The 18,257-nt window shown below is 72.6% G+C and carries 16 protein-coding genes; 12 read left to right on the top strand and 4 right to left on the bottom strand.

Annotated elements, in window-relative coordinates:
- Positions 1-67: 67 nt before the first annotated feature.
- On the bottom strand, positions 68-235 hold the full coding sequence (locus HDA32_RS09240; protein WP_179642796.1) for a hypothetical protein: 168 nt from the start codon (positions 233-235) through the stop codon (positions 68-70).
- Between the two features lie 973 nt (positions 236-1,208).
- Here HDA32_RS09240 and HDA32_RS09245 point away from each other — a divergent pair.
- From HDA32_RS09245 to HDA32_RS09260, 4 genes are all read left to right on the top strand, one after another.
- Positions 1,209-1,862: a response regulator transcription factor gene (locus HDA32_RS09245; RefSeq protein ID WP_179642797.1), complete on the top strand. Its 654-nt coding sequence runs from the start codon at positions 1,209-1,211 to the stop codon at positions 1,860-1,862.
- Positions 1,859-3,187 (top strand): sensor histidine kinase, encoded by a 1,329-nt coding sequence (locus HDA32_RS09250; protein WP_179642798.1) that lies wholly within the window; start codon positions 1,859-1,861, stop codon positions 3,185-3,187. The genes HDA32_RS09245 and HDA32_RS09250 overlap by 4 nt, the downstream gene beginning before the upstream one ends.
- A 634-nt stretch (positions 3,188-3,821) precedes the next feature.
- Positions 3,822-4,121 carry a DUF4193 domain-containing protein gene (locus tag HDA32_RS09255; RefSeq protein ID WP_179642799.1) on the top strand — a complete coding sequence of 100 codons (300 nt, stop codon included), beginning with the start codon at positions 3,822-3,824 and terminating at the stop codon, positions 4,119-4,121.
- A 161-nt stretch (positions 4,122-4,282) separates the two neighbouring features.
- The gene (locus HDA32_RS09260) at positions 4,283-5,185 is read left to right on the top strand and encodes a hypothetical protein (RefSeq protein ID WP_179642800.1); all 903 of its coding nucleotides are present in this window, start codon (positions 4,283-4,285) and stop codon (positions 5,183-5,185) included.
- A gap of 92 nt (positions 5,186-5,277) precedes the next feature.
- Here the strand turns inward: HDA32_RS09260 and HDA32_RS09265 are convergent, their stop codons facing one another.
- A complete protein-coding gene (locus HDA32_RS09265) occupies positions 5,278-5,562 on the bottom strand; it encodes a DUF4235 domain-containing protein (protein WP_179642801.1) in 285 nt (94 codons plus the stop codon).
- 267 nt (positions 5,563-5,829) lie between these two features.
- Between HDA32_RS09265 and valS the strand changes: the two genes are divergently transcribed.
- The 4 genes from valS to HDA32_RS09285 all read left to right on the top strand — a co-directional run bounded on the left by valS (position 5,830) and on the right by HDA32_RS09285 (position 10,710).
- Positions 5,830-8,418, top strand: a complete 2,589-nt coding sequence (valS, locus tag HDA32_RS09270; protein WP_179642802.1) for a valine--tRNA ligase — start codon at positions 5,830-5,832, stop codon at positions 8,416-8,418.
- Positions 8,419-8,551: 133 nt separating this feature from the next.
- Positions 8,552-9,043 (top strand): dUTP diphosphatase, encoded by a 492-nt coding sequence (dut, locus tag HDA32_RS09275; protein ID WP_312863102.1) that lies wholly within the window; start codon positions 8,552-8,554, stop codon positions 9,041-9,043.
- A gap of 95 nt (positions 9,044-9,138) precedes the next feature.
- Positions 9,139-9,957 carry a DUF3710 domain-containing protein gene (locus HDA32_RS09280; protein ID WP_179642803.1) on the top strand — a complete coding sequence of 273 codons (819 nt, stop codon included), beginning with the start codon at positions 9,139-9,141 and terminating at the stop codon, positions 9,955-9,957.
- Positions 9,958-9,981: 24 nt separating this feature from the next.
- Positions 9,982-10,710, top strand: a complete 729-nt coding sequence (locus HDA32_RS09285) for a PIG-L deacetylase family protein (protein WP_179642804.1) — start codon at positions 9,982-9,984, stop codon at positions 10,708-10,710.
- A gap of 278 nt (positions 10,711-10,988) precedes the next feature.
- On the opposite strand, the gene HDA32_RS09290 is transcribed toward HDA32_RS09285, so the two are convergent.
- Complete coding sequence (locus HDA32_RS09290; RefSeq protein ID WP_179642805.1) at positions 10,989-12,083, bottom strand: serpin family protein; 1,095 nt, start codon at positions 12,081-12,083, stop codon at positions 10,989-10,991.
- Positions 12,084-12,243: 160 nt separating this feature from the next.
- Positions 12,244-14,010: a discoidin domain-containing protein gene (locus HDA32_RS09295; protein ID WP_179642806.1), complete on the bottom strand. Its 1,767-nt coding sequence runs from the start codon at positions 14,008-14,010 to the stop codon at positions 12,244-12,246.
- A gap of 292 nt (positions 14,011-14,302) precedes the next feature.
- Between HDA32_RS09295 and HDA32_RS09300 the strand changes: the two genes are divergently transcribed.
- From HDA32_RS09300 to HDA32_RS09315, 4 genes are read left to right on the top strand one after another with little or no spacing between them, the layout of a single operon-like run.
- On the top strand, positions 14,303-15,574 hold the full coding sequence (locus HDA32_RS09300) for an ABC transporter substrate-binding protein (RefSeq protein WP_179642807.1): 1,272 nt from the start codon (positions 14,303-14,305) through the stop codon (positions 15,572-15,574).
- 22 nt (positions 15,575-15,596) lie between these two features.
- Positions 15,597-16,580, top strand: coding sequence for a carbohydrate ABC transporter permease (locus tag HDA32_RS09305; protein WP_179642808.1), 984 nt, complete (start codon positions 15,597-15,599; stop codon positions 16,578-16,580).
- A complete protein-coding gene (locus tag HDA32_RS09310; RefSeq protein WP_179642809.1) occupies positions 16,577-17,488 on the top strand; it encodes a carbohydrate ABC transporter permease in 912 nt (303 codons plus the stop codon). The genes HDA32_RS09305 and HDA32_RS09310 overlap by 4 nt, the downstream gene beginning before the upstream one ends.
- Positions 17,489-17,493: 5 nt before the next feature.
- Positions 17,494-18,132 carry a hypothetical protein gene (locus HDA32_RS09315; RefSeq protein WP_218882386.1) on the top strand — a complete coding sequence of 213 codons (639 nt, stop codon included), beginning with the start codon at positions 17,494-17,496 and terminating at the stop codon, positions 18,130-18,132.
- Positions 18,133-18,257: the final 125 nt, after the last annotated feature.

The raw sequence follows: 18,257 nt of genomic DNA on the forward strand, positions 1-18,257 counted from the left end.
GGGGCGGGGCGGCCGGATCGCGCTGATCCGGCCGGCCCCGCCGTTTTCGCCAGTGGCCTCGGTGGCGTCACACGCAGTTCGGGTCGATCCCGTTGCGGGCGGCGATGCGGTGCAAGTCCTCGAGCTCCGACGCGTGCGCGTCGGCAAGGAACTCGTCTCCGGCGGCCTGGGCCGCTTGGAGCGACATGTAGGTCTCGTTGATGCGGACCCGGATTTCAGACAGGAACTCGCCCATTTCACCTCACTCAATGCATGTGGCCTGCGACACGTTGAGTCACAACGTCGTGACGGGGTTGCAGCACCGGGCGCACCCGGGAACGCCTCACGCCCGACCCGACCGCCGCGGCGCCGCCGAGGACGGCCCCCGCGGGCCGAGACGCGATCGGCCGTTCGTGAACTGCTGGTCTTGCAGCGGCCGGCCACGACCCTTGGAGAACGGCCCGTGGTGATGCCCACGGGAGATCCGCACTCCTCGTCGCTGCGGTCGGCAGTTGCTGGCCCTACCCGCCGCATCGCTCCACTCAAACCACGAATCCGGCGAAGTGACCGATCCGTGACCGTTGTCGGCTATCGGCGCGAGGGCGTGTGAACCAGACGGTCCCATGATGCCAAGGGGTGCGGCGCGATCGTGTCCGGGGGGGCCGCACGCGCTCCGGGCTCCGCCCGAGGCGACCCCTGGGGGCGGTCGGCGGGTGGCATACACCACATTCCCCGATTCGCGCCATACCTTATCTCTTTCTTATTCTGGATGTGTCACATTCGATATGTGCGGGGTGAACGTCGCTGCCGGTGGTCTGGGGGATACACCGGCAGCGACTCCTCGTTTCGGGGGCCGGCGCGCCATGCGGGCCCGCGTCACCGGGGAGCCCGCACCATCCGGAGGAACGCGGTGGCGTCCCACCGCCGGCGGACACGCGCCGGCGACCGGACGCCGCCTCTCGGGCTCCCCGGCCCAACCGGATCGCGCCCCTGCGGTGCGGGTGGCGTGTGAGCTGCGAACCCCTGCTCACAGGCTTACCCACTCCTTATCCGAGGTGTGCGATAACGGTGACTGCAGCCGGGGGTTAAGCGCCGCTGCCGGTGTGTTGGGGGATGCGCCGGCAGCGGCCCTCTTTCGGGGCCTCCCTCCACTCCCGCCCTTGGCTAGGGTGGTGTCGCAAGCGGTTCACCGGGCGGCCCGCCGGCTCGCGACGGAAACGAAGGACACAGTGCGCGTACTCGTGGTCGAAGACGAACAGGTCCTCGCTGACGCGGTCGCAGTGGGACTGCGCAGGGAGTCGATGGCGGTGGACGTCGTCTACGACGGCGACGCCGCCCTGGAGCACACCAGCGTCAACGACTACGACGTCATCGTCTTGGACCGCGACCTCCCCGGAACCCACGGCGACGACGTGTGCGCCTCCCTGGTCGCCCGGAGCTATCCCGGCCGGATCCTGATGCTCACGGCCGCCGGCGAGCTCAGCGACAAGGTCGAGGGCCTCACCCTGGGTGCCGACGACTACCTCGCCAAGCCGTTCGCCTTCGCCGAGCTCATCGCCAGGGTGCGGGCGCTGGGACGGCGCGCGGCCCCGCCGCTGCCCCCGGTCCTGCGCCGCAGCGGCATCACCCTCGACCCCGCCAACCACACGGTGCAGCGCGACGGCCACGACGTCGCGCTGACCCCCAAGGAGTTCGCGGTGCTGGAGGTCCTGATGCGGGCCGGCGGCACCGTCGTCAGCGCCGAAGGGCTGCTGGAGAAGGCCTGGGACGAAAACGCCGACCCGTTCACCAACGTCGTGCGGGTCACCGTCATGACGCTGCGCAAGAAGCTCGGCGAGCCCCCGGTCATCCACACCGTCCCCGGCGCGGGGTACCGGATTTGAGACCCGATGGGGAACCCGGCCCCGAGGCGCGGCCGGGCCACGGGGCCGAGCCCGCCGGCCCGGCCGCACCGGCGCCCGGCGAGGTCCCTCCCACGCCGCCCGGCGACACCGGCACCTGGCGGCGGCTGAGCGCGCCGCCGGTCGAGCCTGCGGCGGCGCAGGGCTCGGTCTCGGGCCGCGTCACCCACCTGAGTGACAACATCAGCCTGCGGATGCGCTTCACCCTGATCTACGGGATGCTGTTCTTCGCCGCGGGCTCCCTGCTGGTGCTGCTCAACTACGTGATCGTCGCCGGCATCCTGGACAGCCTGGATTTCACCGTCGCCGGGGCCTACGACCTCGACCCGGTGATCGTCGAGGAGGCCAAGAACAGCTTCATCGAGAGCGTGCTCGGCCAGATCTCCCGGTTCTCCATCCTCGCCCTCGTCATCGTCGGCTTCCTCGCCCTGGCGCTGGGCTACGCCGTGGCCGGGCGGGCGCTGTCGCCGCTGCACAAGATCACCCGCACCGCCCGGCGGCTGTCGGAGCGCTCCCTGCACGAGCGCATCGCGCTGAGCGGTCCCGACGACGAGATCCGGGAGCTCGCCGACACCTTCGACGCCATGCTGGAGCGCCTCGACCGGGCCTTCGACGGCCAGCGGCGCTTCGTCGCCAACGCCTCCCACGAACTGCGCACCCCGCTGGCCATCAACCGCACGCTGCTGGAGGTGGCCCTGGCCGATCCCGAGGCCACGCCCGACCTCAAGACCATCGGGCGCACGCTGCTGGAGACCAACTCCCGGCACGAGCGCCTCATCGACGGCCTGCTCTTCCTGGCCAGGAGCGACCGCGAACTCGACGTGCGCACCCTGGTCGACCTGGGCGAGGTCTCCAGCACGGTGCTCAGCCAGCTCGCCGCCAGGATCGAGGAGTCCGGGCTGACCGTCCGCTCCGACCTGCGCGGCGCCCCGGTCACCGGCGACCCGGTGCTGCTGGAGCGGCTCGTGGCCAACCTGGTCGAGAACGCGCTGCGCTACAACGTCGCCGACGGCGAGATCACGGTGCGCTCCGGCATCAACGAGGGCGCGCCGGCCGTCCAGGTCGAGAACTCCGGCCCGGTGATCCCCGCCTACGAGATCGAAGGGCTGTTCGAGCCCTTCCGGCGGAGCGCCGGCGACCGGGTGCGCTCCAAGAACAGCGCCGGTCTGGGGCTGTCCATCGTGCGCTCCGTGGTGCGCGCGCACGGCGGCACCGTCGTCGCGTGGCCGCGGGCCGGGGGAGGGCTCGTCGTGACGGTGCGGTTCCCGACCGGCCACCGCCGCCCCGAGGGCGACGGCGCCTCCTGACCGATGCCCGACGATCGCGTTCGCACAGGGGGGGCGGCCGCCGCAGTACGCGTAGCGCCGGCGGCACGGCAGGGCCGAGCCCGGGAGATCCCGTCCCACCCCGCGAACGCGGCGGCCGAAGTCCGATGAGGCCCCGCGGGCCCGCGCGCTCCGGTCCGCTCGCCCCGCGCGCAGCCGATCGTGTCGTCGCGGTATCGGCTGCGCACGGCGACACTCCCGTGATATCCATACGTGTCCGATGACACGGCCGTCCAGGGTCCGAACCGGTCTCCGGTGTAGGTATGCTCACCCGGGCGTGAACACGGCGGGAACACTTCCCGGTGTGAACGTGTCTGTTCTGACCTCGTCACTTGGCGTGGGGGCCCGCGTTCCACGCCGGTGCGAGGAAAGACGGAGGAACAGGTCGGAAACCTTCGGGCGTTGGGTAGCACATGAGGACGAACCGATTCGCGGTGCCTGAGGTGGCCGCGTTCGGCCACTCGATGCTGCCATCTGGTGCGACCGCGCACCCGGGAGGGGTCACAGTCCGCTTACGCCACGGGAATTTTCCGGCCGATCCGGGCACAAGATGGGTCTCTTGAGCGTTACACCCGCGCGACGAGGCACATAGAACGAGGGGGATGGAGTAAGAAAGATGGCCACCGACTACGACAGCCCGCGCAAGACCGATGAGGACCTGAACGAGGACAGCCTTCAGGAGCTGCAGGCACGTCGGGTGGACAAGGGCACCAGCACCATCGACGTCGACCCCGACGAGGTCGCCGAGGGGATGGAGCTGCCGGGTGCGGACCTGTCCGGCGAGGAGCTCGCCGTGCGGGTGCTGCCGCGCCAGGCCGATGAGTTCACCTGCTCCCGCTGCTTCCTGGTGCATCACCGCAGCCAGCTCGCCGAGCAGCGGAACGGCCGGCTCGTGTGCAAGGAGTGCGCCGCCTGAGCAGGGCGGTCTCCCTCTCCGCTGCCTCGACGGTCGAAGAACAGTGGCGTGCGATGCGTCCCCGGAAGTCGCCGGGGACGCATCGCTTTTTCGCGCCCCGGGGCATTTCACGGGCGCCGTCTGCGTTGACGAGGCAGGGAGCCTACGGATTCGGCGAAGGGATGGGACCTGTGTCCGGTAGCACACCAGGCATCGACGGCCACGACGAGCGGGGGCGCGCCGGCACCGCCGATCTGGTGCCCGTCGGCGACAGCGAGGTGGGCGACCTCGTCCAGCGGCTCGTGGCCGATGACGGGACCGACAAGGAGCGGCGGGTCCGCCTCCTGGGCCGGCTGTCCAAGGCGCTGGCCGGCAGCGCCCGCGCGGCGGGGACCAAGGGCGTGGCCGGCGGCAGGTGGCTCACCGACCTGTTCGCCAACGAGATCGCGCCGAGGGTCCCGGTGCGCGACCGGGAGACCCTGGTCGCCCACCACGGCGGGCTCGAAGGCGAGGAGCTCGCCGACGCGCTGGTGCGCAACGCCACCAACGCCACGACCGCGGTCGGCGCCGCGGGCGGGGCGCTGGCGGCCGTGCAGTTCACCGCGCCACCGCTGCTGCTCACCGCCCCGGCCCAGATCGTGGCCGAGACCGTCGTGGTCGCCGCGATCGAGGTCAAGCTCATCGGGGAGCTGCACGAGGTCTACGGGGTTCCGGCCCGGGGCGGCCCGCTGCAGCGCACCTCCGGCTACCTGGTCTCCTGGGCCAAGAAGCGCGGGATCGACCCCCTGCAGGCCGCCGAGTCCGTCACCGTCGCGCTGGGCGCGGCCGCCAAGACGGCCCTGCGCAACCGGCTGATGCGGCTGCTGGGCCGCCACCTCACCACGCTGGGCCCCTACCTGACCGGAGCCGTGGCCGGCGGCGCGCTCAACCGGGCCGGTACCCGCACCCTGGCCAGATCGGTGCGCGCCGATCTGCGCTCCACCGCCCTGCCGGGAGGCTCCACTGCCGACGCCGCCGGCGCTGTCGGCGGCTCCCCCGCGGGGGGCGGCCGCGCCCTGCCCGAGGGCGGCGAGCGGCGCCGCTGACGCCGGCCGGCGCGGACCCTCTCGGCGCGGGAAGGCGGGCGCCGGGCATCCGGTGCCCCTCCCCCCGCTCGCGCACGCCGCCGGCCCGCGCGTCAGACCGGCAGGTCCTCGATCTCCCTGTGCTGCCCGGGGGCGAGCCGCTTGTGCACGGCCCGCATGGAGAGCACGCGGGCGACCTCCATGCCGACACCGGTCACCACGGCCCAGCCCAGGGCCTCGCCCAGACCGATGTCGGGGGACTCGGGGTCGCTCGGCGGCTCCTTGCCCACCGCCTTGGTCCACGCGAAGGTGAGGAGCTTGCGCGTGGCGTAGGCGGCCGCGAAGGCGGCCGCGCCCCCGACGATCCGGGCGGCGAGTTCACCGTCCTTGTCTGCCATGTGAACCGATCACTTCCGTTTCCGATTGATCCCGTTGCTGATCCGGTCGTTGGACCCCGTTGGGGCGTGCCGCCCGAAAACGGTGCCGTCGGAAATACTGTCACGAGCCGCGGCGGCGGCGCAGGCCCGTGCCGCGCCCGCCCGGCGCGTCCGGCACCGCGGGGCGTCGCGGCCGCTCGGAGCGGGCGGGGGCGCCCCGGCGTCCGCGCGCGCCGCTGCCGCGAAACCGGGAGCGACCAAGGTCGAAACACCAATACCATTGGCCCTATGACCAACCGCTCCCGTTCCTTCCGCGTGCCCGACAAGCCCTCGCTCGACGGCATCGAGGCGAAATGGGTAGACGCGTGGGACGAGTCCGGCGTCTACCACTTCGACCGCACCAAGAGCCGCGAGGACGTCTTCTCGATCGACACCCCGCCGCCCACGGTCTCGGGGTCGCTGCACATCGGCCACGTCTTCTCCTACACCCACACCGACACGGTCGCGCGCTTCCAGCGCATGCGCGGCAAGTCGGTCTTCTACCCGATGGGCTGGGACGACAACGGCCTGCCCACCGAGCGCCGGGTGCAGAACTACTACGGCGTCCGCTGCGACCCGTCGATCGGCTACGACCCGGACTTCGCCCCGCCGGCCAAGCCCGACCCCAAGCGGCAGGTCCCGATCTCGCGGCGCAACTTCATCGAGCTGTGCGACCGGCTCACCGTCGAGGACGAGAAGGTCTTCGAGGGCATCTGGCGGCGGCTGGGCCTGAGCGTCGACTGGCGCCACACCTACGCCACGATCGACGACGGCTCCCGGGCCGCGGCCCAGCGCGCCTTCCTGCGCAACCTGGCGCGCGGCGAGGCCTACATGGCCGAGGCGCCCACGCTGTGGGACGTCACCTTCCGCACCGCCGTCGCCCAGGCCGAGCTGGAGGACCGCGAGCGGCCCGGCGCCTACCACGAGATCACCTTCCACCGCGACGGCGGCGAACCGGTCCGCATCGAGACCACCCGGCCGGAGCTGCTGGCCGCCTGCGTCGCGCTGGTCGCCCACCCCGAGGACGAGCGCTACCAGGACCTGTTCGGCTCCACGGTGCGCACCCCCGTCTTCGGCGTCGAGGTCCCGGTCAAGGCGCACCGGCTGGCCGACCCGGAGAAGGGCTCCGGCATCGCGATGATCTGCACCTTCGGTGACGTCACCGACGTCACCTGGTGGCGCGAGCTCCAGTTGCCGACCCGCCCGATCATCGGCTGGGACGGCCGCGTCGTCGCCGAGCCGCCGGCGGACGTCGACTCGCCCGAGGCCCGCGAGGCCTACGCCGCGCTGGCCGGCGCCACCGTTCACACCGCGCGCGAGCGCATGGTCGCCCTGCTGCGCGACTCCGGCGACCTGATCGGCGAGCCCAAGCCGATCACGCACCCGGTGAAGTTCTACGAGAAGGGCGACAAGCCCCTGGAGATCGTCACCACCCGCCAGTGGTACATCCGCAACGGCGGCCGCGACGCCGAGGTCCGCGACGCCCTCATCGGGCGCGGTCGCGACCTCACCTGGTACCCGGCGCACATGCGCACGCGCTACGAGAACTGGGTCGAGGGGCTCAACGGCGACTGGCTGATCAGCCGCCAGCGCTTCTTCGGCGTGCCGTTCCCCGTCTGGTACCCGCTGGACGCCGACGGCAACCCGCGCTACGACGACCCGATCCTGCCCGACGAGGCCGCGCTGCCGATCGACCCCAGCTCCGACGTCCCGCCCGGCCACACCGAGGACCGGCGCGGCGAGCCCGACGGCTTCACGGGCGACCCCGACGTCATGGACACCTGGGCCACCTCCTCGCTGTCGCCGCAGATCGCGGCCGGCTGGGAGCGCGACGAGGACCTGTTCGCCCGGGTCTTCCCGATGGACCTGCGCCCGCAGGGTCAGGACATCATCCGCACCTGGCTGTTCTCAACGGTGGTCCGCTCGCACTTCGAGCACGGGTCGCTGCCCTGGTACAACACCGCCATCTCCGGCTGGATCCTCGACCCCGACCGCAAGAAGATGTCGAAGTCCAAGGGCAACGTCGTCACGCCGATCGACCTGCTGGAGAAGTACAGCTCCGACGCCATCCGCTACTGGGCGGCCAGCGGCAGGCTCGGCACCGACACCGCGCTGGACGAGGGGCAGATGAAGGTCGGCCGCCGGCTGTCCATCAAGATCCTCAACGCCAGCAAGTTCGCGCTGTCGGTGGCCGGGGAGGGGGCCCTGACCGGTTCGGGCGGGGCCGACCCCGCCGCGGTCACCGAGCCGCTGGACCGCGCCATGCTGGCCGCGCTGGCCGACGTCGTGGAGGACGCCACGGCGGCGTTCGAGGGCTACGACCACACGCGGGCGCTGGAGCGCACCGAGCGCTTCTTCTGGGAGTTCTGCGACGACTACCTGGAGCTGGTCAAGGCGCGCGCCTACGACGCCGAGTCCACCGCCGGGGCCTCGGCCCGCTCGGCGCTGCTCATCGCGCTGTCGGCGCTGCACCGGCTGTTCGCGCCGTTCGTGCCGTTCGTCGCCGACGAGGTCTGGTCGTGGTGGCAGGAGGAGTCCGTGCACGCCGCGGCCTGGCCCGACGCCGCGGAGTTCCGCACCGCGGCGGGGAACGGCGACCCCGCCGTGCTCACCGCGGCCTCCGAGGTGCTGCGCGCCGTCCGCAAGGCCAAGTCCGAGGCGAAGCTGTCGATGCGCGCCGAGGTCGAGCGGGTCGTGGTCCGCGGCAAGAACGTCGAGAGCGCGCGGCTGTCCCGGGGCGACATCGCCGCCGCCGGCCGCGCCGCCGACCTGGACTTCCAGGCCAGCGACGAAGCCGAGCTGCGCGTCGAGGTCACGCTCCCGGAGCCGGCGGAGTAGGCCGGCCCCGGTCCGCACCGGCCGGCGGGTGCCCCCGCCACCGCGGGGCGCCCGCCGGAGGGGAGCGGCGGGGCCGCCGCCCCGCCTTCTTCGGCGTCCGGCCGGGCGGCCGCGCGCGGTAGGCTCGCGCAGTGTGAGCCGTGAAGCAACCAGCCGCCCCGCCGCCTCGGTGGAGGTGCTGATCCACCGGATCGACCCCGATCTGCCGCCGCCGGAGTACGCCCTGCCGGGGGACGCAGGCGCCGACCTGGTCACCGCCGAGGACGTCGAGCTGGCGCCGGGAGAACGCGCCACGGTGCGCACCGGCATCGCCGTCGCCCTGCCCGAGGGTTACGCCGCGTTCGTGCACCCGCGCTCCGGCCTGGCCGCCAGGTGCGGTCTGACCCTCGTCAACGCGCCCGGGACGGTCGACGCCGGGTACCGTGGCGAAATCAGGGTGACCCTGATCAACACCGACGCCGCGACGCCGGTCCGGCTGGTGCGCGGCGACCGCGTCGCCCAGTTGGTGGTCCAACGGGTGGAGCGGGCGGTCTTCTCGGAGGTGAGCGCGCTTCCGCCGTCGGCTCGCGGGACGAACGGGTTCGGGTCCACGGGCGGCCACGCGGCGCGGTCGGCGCCGGGATGACGGCGGTGCGCCGATGATGACGAGACTCGACAGACAGTGACGGCGGTCCGGGCCCGGTGCGGCCGGGGACCGGGGAATCGGGAGAGGTGTGAGGCGTGTTCGGACGCCGACGCAAGAAGAGCGGGAAGACCGGTGCGGCCGACGCCGCCGGCACCGACGAGCTCGCCGAGGCCATCGAGCGCCACAGCGCGGTGACGGAGCCGGCCAAGTCCGATGACCGGTTCCGCGCCCAGGGGCCGTGGGACGTCTCGGAGAACGCCCCCGAGGCCAAGCGGGTCGACCTCGGCAGCCTGCAGGTCCCGGTGGGGCCCGACATCGAGGTGCAGGTCAACGTCACCAAGCAGCAGAACCGCAACGCGGTCATCGGCGTGACCGTCATCAACGGCAAGACCGCGCTGCAGGTGCAGCCGTTCGCCGCGCCCAAGACCAGCGGATTGTGGAACGAGGTGCGCGAGGAGATCAGCGCGGAGATCTCGCAGTCGGGCGGCAAGGTCGAGGACTTCGACGGCACCTTCGGCCCGGAGCTGCGCGCGATCGTGCCGATGCCCGGCAAGACCAACGAGAAGGGCACCCCGCTCGGCCAGCCGGCCCGGTTCATCGGGGTCGACGGTCCGCGCTGGTTCCTGCGCGGGGTGATCCGCGGCGAGGGCGCGGTCAAGCCCGACGTCGCCGCCCGCGTGGAGGAGATCTTCCAGAACATCGTCGTGATCCGCGGCGACCAGCCGATCCCGCCCCGCGACCTGCTGGAGCTCAAGCTGCCGCCCAACGCCAAGTCGGCGGCCGCCGCGGGCGGGACGGACCGGGAAGAGGCCCGGCGGGTCGCCGGACCCGAGGAAGCCGCAGAGCCGGCCGAGCCCGGCGACGAATCCGCCGGAGCCGCGGAATCCGCCGAGTCCGGCGAATCCGAGAAGTGACCGGTTGACCCGCGAAAGGACGCCATGACCGCCGACACCTCTCCGGCCGCCCTGCCCGAGGACTGGGAACGCGTCCTCGCCGTGGTCGCCCACCCCGACGACCTGGAGTTCGGTGCGTCCTCCGCGATCACCCGGTGGAGCGCCCAGGGCAAGCACGTCGCCGAGCTGCTGGTGACCCGGGGCGAGGCGGGGATCGCCACGCTCGAACCGGAGGAGTGCGCGGCCACGCGGATGAACGAGCAGATCGCCGCTGCCAGGGCGGTCGGCGTGGAGACCGTGGAGTTCCTCGACTTCCCCGACGGCACCCTGGAGTACGGCCTGGTCCTGCGCCGCGAGCTCGCCCGAGCGATCCGCGAGCACCGGCCCCAGGCGATCATCTCGCTGAACTTCCGGGAGTCCTTCGGCGGCGACTCCTTCAACCACGCCGACCACCGGGTCCTCGGCCCCGCCCTGCTGGACGCCGTGCGCGACGCCGCCAACCGCTGGGTCTTCACCGAGCTGGCCGAAGAGGGCCTGGAGCCGTGGCAGGGCGTGGCGCTCGTCGCATTCTCCAACTCGCCGCGGGTCACCCACTACGTGGAGATCACCGAGGAGCAGCTCGCAGCGGGTATCGCCTCGCTGGACGCCCACGAGACCTACCTGGCCGCCCTCGAAGGCTTCGACCAGAAGGGGTTCCTGCGCACCAACGCCGAGTCCGCGGGCACCCGCTGCGGCGTCGCCCTCGCCACCGTCTTCGAGGTGTTCCGGCCCTAGTGTGCCGGGTCGCCGGTTCGATGTGTGTTCGACGGAGGTGGGGCGCTCACCGGGCTCTGAACGCCGCGTTCGCGGGGCGGGGCGGGCTTGCGGGACCCGGATCCGCTGTGCCGCCACCGCTGGCCCGCTGACGGCAGCCTTCCAGGTCATGCGGTGGTGCACGGAGGACCGCGACCACAGCTTTCCGATTCCCGTCAGCGATCCAGGCCCGCGAAAGTTGCGTTCGGCCACCGACCACCCGACGCGGCTTCTGCAGACTTCGGTGGGGATCGGGTGGCTCACCCGTTGGCGGGGCCGGGGTCCTCGGGCTCGGCGAGGACGCCGAGGAACAGGATGGCGCCCCGGCGGCGCAGGACGAAGTGGAACGGGCGGTCGGCGGTGAACACCACGGGCTTCTGCGGGACGAACGCGGCGAGCCGCATCACCACGGCCGTCGCCGCCGCGCCCTCGGCCCCCTCCTCGTCGACGCGCAGCCTGGCCTGGTGGATCACCTCGTCCACGCGCAGCGGGCGCGTCGAGATGCCGCTCAGGTCGGCCTGATCGGTGAAGACGGTGCGCACCCCGGTCCCCGCCAGCACGGAGGAGAGCTCGCTGCGGTGCGTCAGCTCGAAGCGCGGCAGCGTGAGTTCGACGTCGGTGGAGGAGGCGGCGCGGTGCAGCGCGCTCAGCGTCGCGGGCTCCAGCGCGGCCGGCCGCGCCGCGTCGTCGGGCAGCAGCACGTCCAGGGCGAGGTCGTGGTCACCGGCGAGGGTGACCATCTGCCAGCCGCGGCGCCGCGCGTAGGGAAGCTGCCCGCGCCGGTGCATCATGGGCGTGCGCCGGGTGCCCGAGGGCGCGTGGAAGGGGTGTTCCGCGGTCTCGGCGACCTTGAACGGCTCCTGCCAGCGCAGCCGCACCCACAGCGCGTTCGCCAGCAGCGCCTGGACGCGGGGGTGCACGTCGCCGGGCGCGAGCAGCTCGTCGATCAGGCCGCGGGTGACCTTCGCGATCTCGGCGTTGACCGTTCGCCGCACGCCTTCGGGATCGCCCTCGAAGTCCGCGGCGTGCACGGCGGAGTCGGGGCGGGTCCGCAGCCGGGCCTCGAAGTCCGCCTCGATCGGCAGGTCCTCGCGCACCCACAGCCCCGTCCCGGTCGCCAGCTCCGGCCCGGCCGCCACGGCGTCGTCCAGCGCCGCGAGGTGGGCGTCGAGGTCGGAGCCGAGCAGCCGGGTCAGCTCGGCCCGGGTCCCTCCGGCCGCGCCCGAGGCGACCAGGCCCATGGCGCAGGCCACGGAGTAGGGCGACCACACCAGGTCGGCGGCGCCGGAGGCGGTGAGTTCGCCGTGCAGCCGCAGCGCGAAGGCGAGATGGTCGGGGCGCAGGGGATCGGGCATCGCGGACTCCTCAGGCGGTCGGTTCCGAACAACCCCGCCCAGCTTACGAAAACGCGCCCGTTTCGCGCCGGGCCGAAGAGCCGCGGCCGGGCGCGGCGTGCGCCGCGCCCGGCCCGCAGGAGCCTCCGCGGGGCGCGTGTCGCGCCCCGCCCGTTCCTCGTCAGCGGTTGCCGAGCACCCGGATGTCGGCGAGCCCGGCCGGTCCGGCCCGGTCGAAGGAGACCCGGACGTAGCGCCCGATGCCGGTGACGTCGTGCTCCTGCTCGCCCTTTCCGGTGAACGTGCCGCTCGTCAGCTCGGTCCAGCTCTCCCGGTCGGTCGAGGACTCGACCCGGTAGTCGACCCGCGCGCCGGTGCGCGGCGTCAGCAGCAGCGAGGTGATCTCGCGCCGGGTGCCCAGGTCGACCAGCCATGACGGCCGCCCGTCCCGGGGCGCGGGGCGCCAGGCGGTGGCGGGGTCGCCGTCGGTGGCGAGGTCGGCCCCGCTGCCGTCGCGGGCGCTGGAGCCCCGGGCGGTTCCGGCGGGGGCGTGGTCGAACGGCTGCTCGCCCGCGGTGTAGCGGGTGAAGTTGTAGTACTGCTTGGTCTGGGGCAGGGGTTCCCCGGTGACGTGGGAGTCGGGATCGCACCCGCCGTTGGCGTAGACGCGGGCGGTCTCGCCCAGCACGAAATTGACGATCTCCTCCTTGTCGTCGCCGCACAGGTCGGCGGTCTGCAGCCGGCCGTCGACCTCGAACCGGGTGACCACGTCGCCGTCGCCGTTGAAGACGGAGGGGAGTTCGCCGCAGCCGCGGTTCCACGCCATCATCAGGTCGGAGTGCTCGCCGTCCCAGTTGTGGACCTTGCCGGGGATCGAACCCCAGCAGCCGCGCGTCCGGCGGTCCTCCTGGAAGACCATCGACCCCTCGGAGTCGATCAGGAACAGCCCGTCCACGCCGTCGTCGCTGCGGTCGATCCTGTCCAGGCCCAGGGTCTCCAGGCCGGGCAGGTCGGGCCGGAAGTCACCGAGGATGACGTTCTGGGACTCCACCGTCTCGTTGTTGCGCCAGACCTCGTTGCCCTCGGTGTCGTGGGCGACCGTCTCGGCTCCGCCGAGGACCACGTTGGTCTCGCCGTCGCCGTCGACGTCGCCCATCCACATCGTGTCGGCGTGGTCGGCCATGTCGGCGCTCCACAGCACCGAGCCGTCGGAGTCGAGCAGGTCGTAGCCCGCCATGAGCTCCTGGCGGCCGTCGCCGTCGAGGTCGACGGGCCACGGGTAGTGCCCGACGTCGCCCTCGTGCGTCCACAGCACCTCGCCCTGGTCGTCCAGGGCCCAGATCTGGTTGTAGCGGTCCTTGAGCAGGATGTCGTTCGGTCGGCCGGTGCCCCGGAAGTCGGCGAACGCGATCGCGTCGTGGGCCTCGGGGTGCGGCAGCGCGAAGTCGCGGACGAAGTCGCCGGTGCCGCCGTCGAGGACGGTGAACCGGTCGTCCATGACGGCGACGACCTCGTTGCGGCCGTCGCCGTCGAGGTCGTGGATCTGCGCGGGGATGTCGGTGCCGTTGCGCTCGACCCGGGGGTCGGGGGTGCCCGCCTGCCAGAGCATCTCCCCGGTGATGTCGTAGGCGGTGAGCGCCTGGACCTGGCGGCCGATGTAGCGGTCGTCGGCGGAGTAGGTCGGCTGCATCATCACGATGTCGCGGCGGCCGTCGCCGTCGACGTCGCCGAGCAGCATGCGCGCGCCGCCGCCCGCGGCGCTGGTGTCGATCTCGCTGATCAGCTCCGGCTCGATCGTCGCGGAGCCGGTCGGCTCCTCCGCGAGCGCGGGCGTGGCCGTGCAGGTCAGGGCTCCGGTGAGGGCGAGGGCGGTGAGGGTGCTCGCGCGCGCCGCGGACCGCGGGGGTCGGGGCGCGGCGGGGGCGGGGCGTCGGGCGGGTTCCGGCAAGGGGGCCTCCTCAGGGGGTTGGATAGCGGCTTCCATCGGCCTGGTCGCGTGCGGGTCCGTTCTGGGGCGGAGTTGCCGGGGACGTCGGGGCGGGTGTGCGGGGAGGGAGCCCTCCGGCTGTGGCTGACTGCGGCTGATCACAATCGATCTAATTTGCACAGACCCCGTTGACGTCGTTTTAACGGCAGCTTAATCTGAGCCTCTAACAACGAGCAAGCGCTTTCCATAAAACGATTTATCGGAGCGGTGGCGGCGCGGCGGAAGCGCCGTGGCGCCTGACCGGAGGTGGGAAATGGCACGGAGAGCACGGTCACGGACCTACGGCCTGACCGCCGTCGCACTGGCCGCGGGGCTGGTCGCGGCGGGGTGCGGCGGGGGTTCGGGCAGCGGGAACGTGGAACTGCGCTACTCGTGGTGGGGCAACGCCGACCGGGCCGAGCTCATGCAGCAGGCGATCGACCTGTTCGAGGAGCAGAACCCCGGCATCACCGTGACCCCCACCTTCTCCGAGTACGACAGCTACTGGGAGAAGCTCTCCACCCAGACCGCCGGGGGCGGGATGCCCGACGTGCTGCAGATGGACTTCTCCTACCTGCGCGAGTACGCCGACCGGGGCGTGCTGCTCGACCTCAACGAGCAGACCGGCGAGAACCTCGACACCGGTGACCTGCTGGAGAACTTCCAGACCGCGGGGGAGATCGACGGGGCGCGCTACGCCGTGCCGATCGGCGGCAACGTCTTCGCCCTGTTCCACGACCCGGCGGCCTTCGAGGAGGCCGGCGCGCCGGCGCCCGAGCCCGGATGGTCCTGGGAGGACTACGACGAGGCGGTCCGGGCGGTCACCGGGTCCACGGGCGCCGACCCCTACGGCGGCAGCGACTACACCAACCTGATCTGGGTCTTCGAGCTGCAGCTCCGCCAGGAGGGCGGGCAGTTGTTCACCGAGGACGGCGAGCTCGGGTTCGACGAGCAGCGGCTGGCCGAGTTCTGGGAGCAGGGCGAGTCCCTGCGCGAGGACGACCAGGTGGTGCCGGCGTCCAAGGCCGTCCAGGCCCTGCCGGTGTCGCCGCTCGGCGCCGACCTCGCCGCGTCGGAGTTCAGCTGGGACAACTTCCTGGCGCGCTTCGCCGAGGAGGCCGAGGCGGAGGTGGAGCTGAGCCCCGTACCCACGAGCGACCCCGACCGGCTCGGCCAGTACCTCAAGCCCTCGCTGATGCTGTCGGCCTCGGCCGGCACCGAGTACCGGGCCGAGGCGGCGACGCTGATCGACTTCATGATCAACGATCCCGAGGTCGCGGAGATCTTCGGCGGCAGCCGGGGGATCCCCGCCACCACCACCCAGCGCGAGGCCGCCGAGTTCAGCGGGGTCGACGCGGCGATCGCCGCCTACGAGGACGAGCTGCTCGACGACCTGCAGGAGATGCCGCCGGCGCCGCCGGCCGGCGCGGGGGCGCTGGAGGCCGAGTTCATCCGCATCTCGGAGGAGGTCGGCTTCGACCGGATGACCCCCGAAGCGGCCGCGGCGGAGTTCTCCGCCTTCGCCGAGCGCACCCTGAACCCCTGAGCGCAGGAAGCGGTCCCTTCCGATGGTGTCGACAGCCCTGTCCCACGACTCGCCCCCGTCCGCCGGGCGCGGCGCGGCCGAGCGCACCCGCTCGGCCGCACCGCGGCGGCGGCGCGGGCGCCCCGATCGCGAAGGCCTGGCGGGCTACGCCTTCCTCTCCCCGTGGATCCTGGGGTTCCTGCTCCTGACCATGGGGCCCATGCTGGCCTCCCTGTACCTGTCCTTCACCGACTACAACCTGTTCACGGCGCCGGAATGGGTCGGCCTGGACAACTACCGCGCGCTGTTCCGCGACGACCAGTGGCTGCAGTCCGTGCGCGTGACCCTGGTCTACGTGACGGTCTCGGTCCCGCTGAAGCTGGCCGGGGCGCTGGCCGTGGCCATGCTGCTGGTCCGCCCGCGCCGGGGCCAGGGGTTCTACCGTTCGGCGTTCTACGCGCCGTCCCTGCTCGGGGCCAGCGTCAGCGTCGCACTGGTCTGGCGCGCGCTGTTCTCCGACGACGCCGTCGTGGATCGGGCGCTGTCCTCCGTCGGCATCGACACCGGCGGCTGGGTCGGCAACCCCGACTACGCGCTGGGGCTGCTCATCCTGCTCGCCGTCTGGCAGTTCGGCGCGCCGATGGTGATCTTCCTGGCCGGCCTCAAGCAGGTCCCGCGCGAGCTCTACGAGGCGGCCGACGTCGACGGCGCGGGCCGACTGCGCAAGTTCGGCTCGATCACCCTGCCGATGATCTCACCGGTGCTGTTCTTCAACCTGCTGCTGGAGACCGTCAACGCCTTCCAGGTGTTCACGTCCTCCTTCGTGGTCAGCAACGGAACGGGCGGCCCCGCGGGGTCGACCCTGTTCTACACCCTGTACCTCTACCAGCAGGGGTTCACCCAGTTCCGGATGGGATACGCCTCGGCGATGGCCTGGATGCTCGTCCTCGGCGCCGGCCTGGTGGCGGTGCTGCTGTTCCGGCTCTCGCGCGCGTGGGTCTACTACTCGGGAGATGACGGCCGATGAGCGACGAAACGGCCACCGCGACCACCACGGGCGGCGCTGCGGCGGACGGCGGCCGCACCGCCGAACGGCGGAGCAGGGGCCGGCTCGCCTCGGTGGCGTGGCACCTCGCTGCGCTGGCCCTGCTGGCGGTGATCCTGTACCCCCTGGTGTGGGTGGTCGGGGCGGCGTTCAAGCCCTCGGGCGACATCGTGGGCAGCACCCAGCTGCTGCCCACGCGGCCGGTCCTCGACAACCTGCAGCGGGCCATGGAGGGCATCGCCGGCATCAGCGCCCTGGTCTTCCTGCGCAACTCGCTGGTCCTGGCGGGGGCCTCGGTCGTCGGCACCGTGGTCTCCTCGGCCCTGGCCGCCTACGCCTTCGCCCGGCTGCGCTTCAGGGGGCGCGGCCTGATGTTCGTGCTGATGATCACCACGCTGCTGCTGCCGTTCCACGTGCTGATCATCCCGCAGTACATCATCTTCCAGCAGGCGGGACTGGTCGACACCTACGCGCCCCTGCTGCTCGGCAAGTTCCTGGCCACCGAGGCGTTCTTCGTCTTCCTCATGGTGCAGTTCATGCGCCAGTTGCCGCGCGAGCTGGACCAGGCCGCGCGCATCGACGGCTGCGGCTACTGGGGCATCTTCTGGCACGTGGTCGTACCGCTGTCGCGGCCGGCGTTCACCACGGCGGCGATCTTCACCTTCATCTGGACCTGGAACGACCTGCTGGCGCCGCTGATCTACCTCAACACGCCGGAGAAGTACCCGGTCACCCTGGCGCTGCGGCTGTTCATCGACCAGACCGCCACATCGGACTACGGCGCGATGATCGCGATGTCGGTGATCGCGCTGCTGCCGGTGGTGCTGTTCTTCCTGGCCTTCCAGCGGCTGCTGGTCCAGGGCATGGCGACCAGCGGGCTGAAGGGGTGAGCGCGGTGCCGAAGCGGTCGCCTTCCGGAGCCGCCGCCGACCGGGCCCCGGCACCGGGCCCGACCGGTCCGGCGCGGCCCGGAGCGCACCGGTCCGCGCCCGGCGAGCGGTTCGCGCTCTTCGGGGAGTGCCTGCTGGCGGGTGTGCTCGCCGTGCTGGCGGCGCTGCCCGTCGTCACGCTGCTGCCCGCGCTCGCCGCCGGCTGCGCCCACCTGCGCGCCCACATCGAGGGGGAGGGGAGCACGGGTATCGCCGACTTCCTCGCCCGGTTCCGGTCGGCCCTGCCCGGGGCGCCGGGCCCCTCGCTGGCGATCGCGGGCGCGGCGGCGGTGCTCGCGGCCGACGTGCTGATCGTGCGGGCCGGGCTGCCCGGTGGCCGGCCGGTCCTGCTGGCCTGCGTGGTCCTGGCCGCGGCGGTCGCCGTCGTCGCCCTGCGCGCCGCAGCGGCGTGGCGGCCCGGTGCGCGCTGGCCGGACCTGCTGCGCCTGGCCGCGCGTTGTTCGCGCACCGACGCCGCGGGATCGGCCCTGCTGGTCGCGGCCCTGGCCGCCGCGGCGGTCGCGGCCTGGGCGCTGGCGCCGCTGGCACTGCCGATGGCCGGATGCCTCGTCCTGGCCGCCGTGGTGGTCGACCGGCGCCGGTGAGCGCGGGCGCTCCCGCGCGCTCGCGGGGCGCGACGCGTCGGACGGGAAACACGGTGCCGCGGGGAGGCGTCGCTTAGGGTGGAAGGGGCGCGTCCCGGCCGGTCGGTTCGGGTGCCGCGCACCGA

Source organism: Spinactinospora alkalitolerans, from assembly GCF_013408795.1.
GTDB classification, from domain to species: domain Bacteria; phylum Actinomycetota; class Actinomycetes; order Streptosporangiales; family Streptosporangiaceae; genus Spinactinospora; species Spinactinospora alkalitolerans.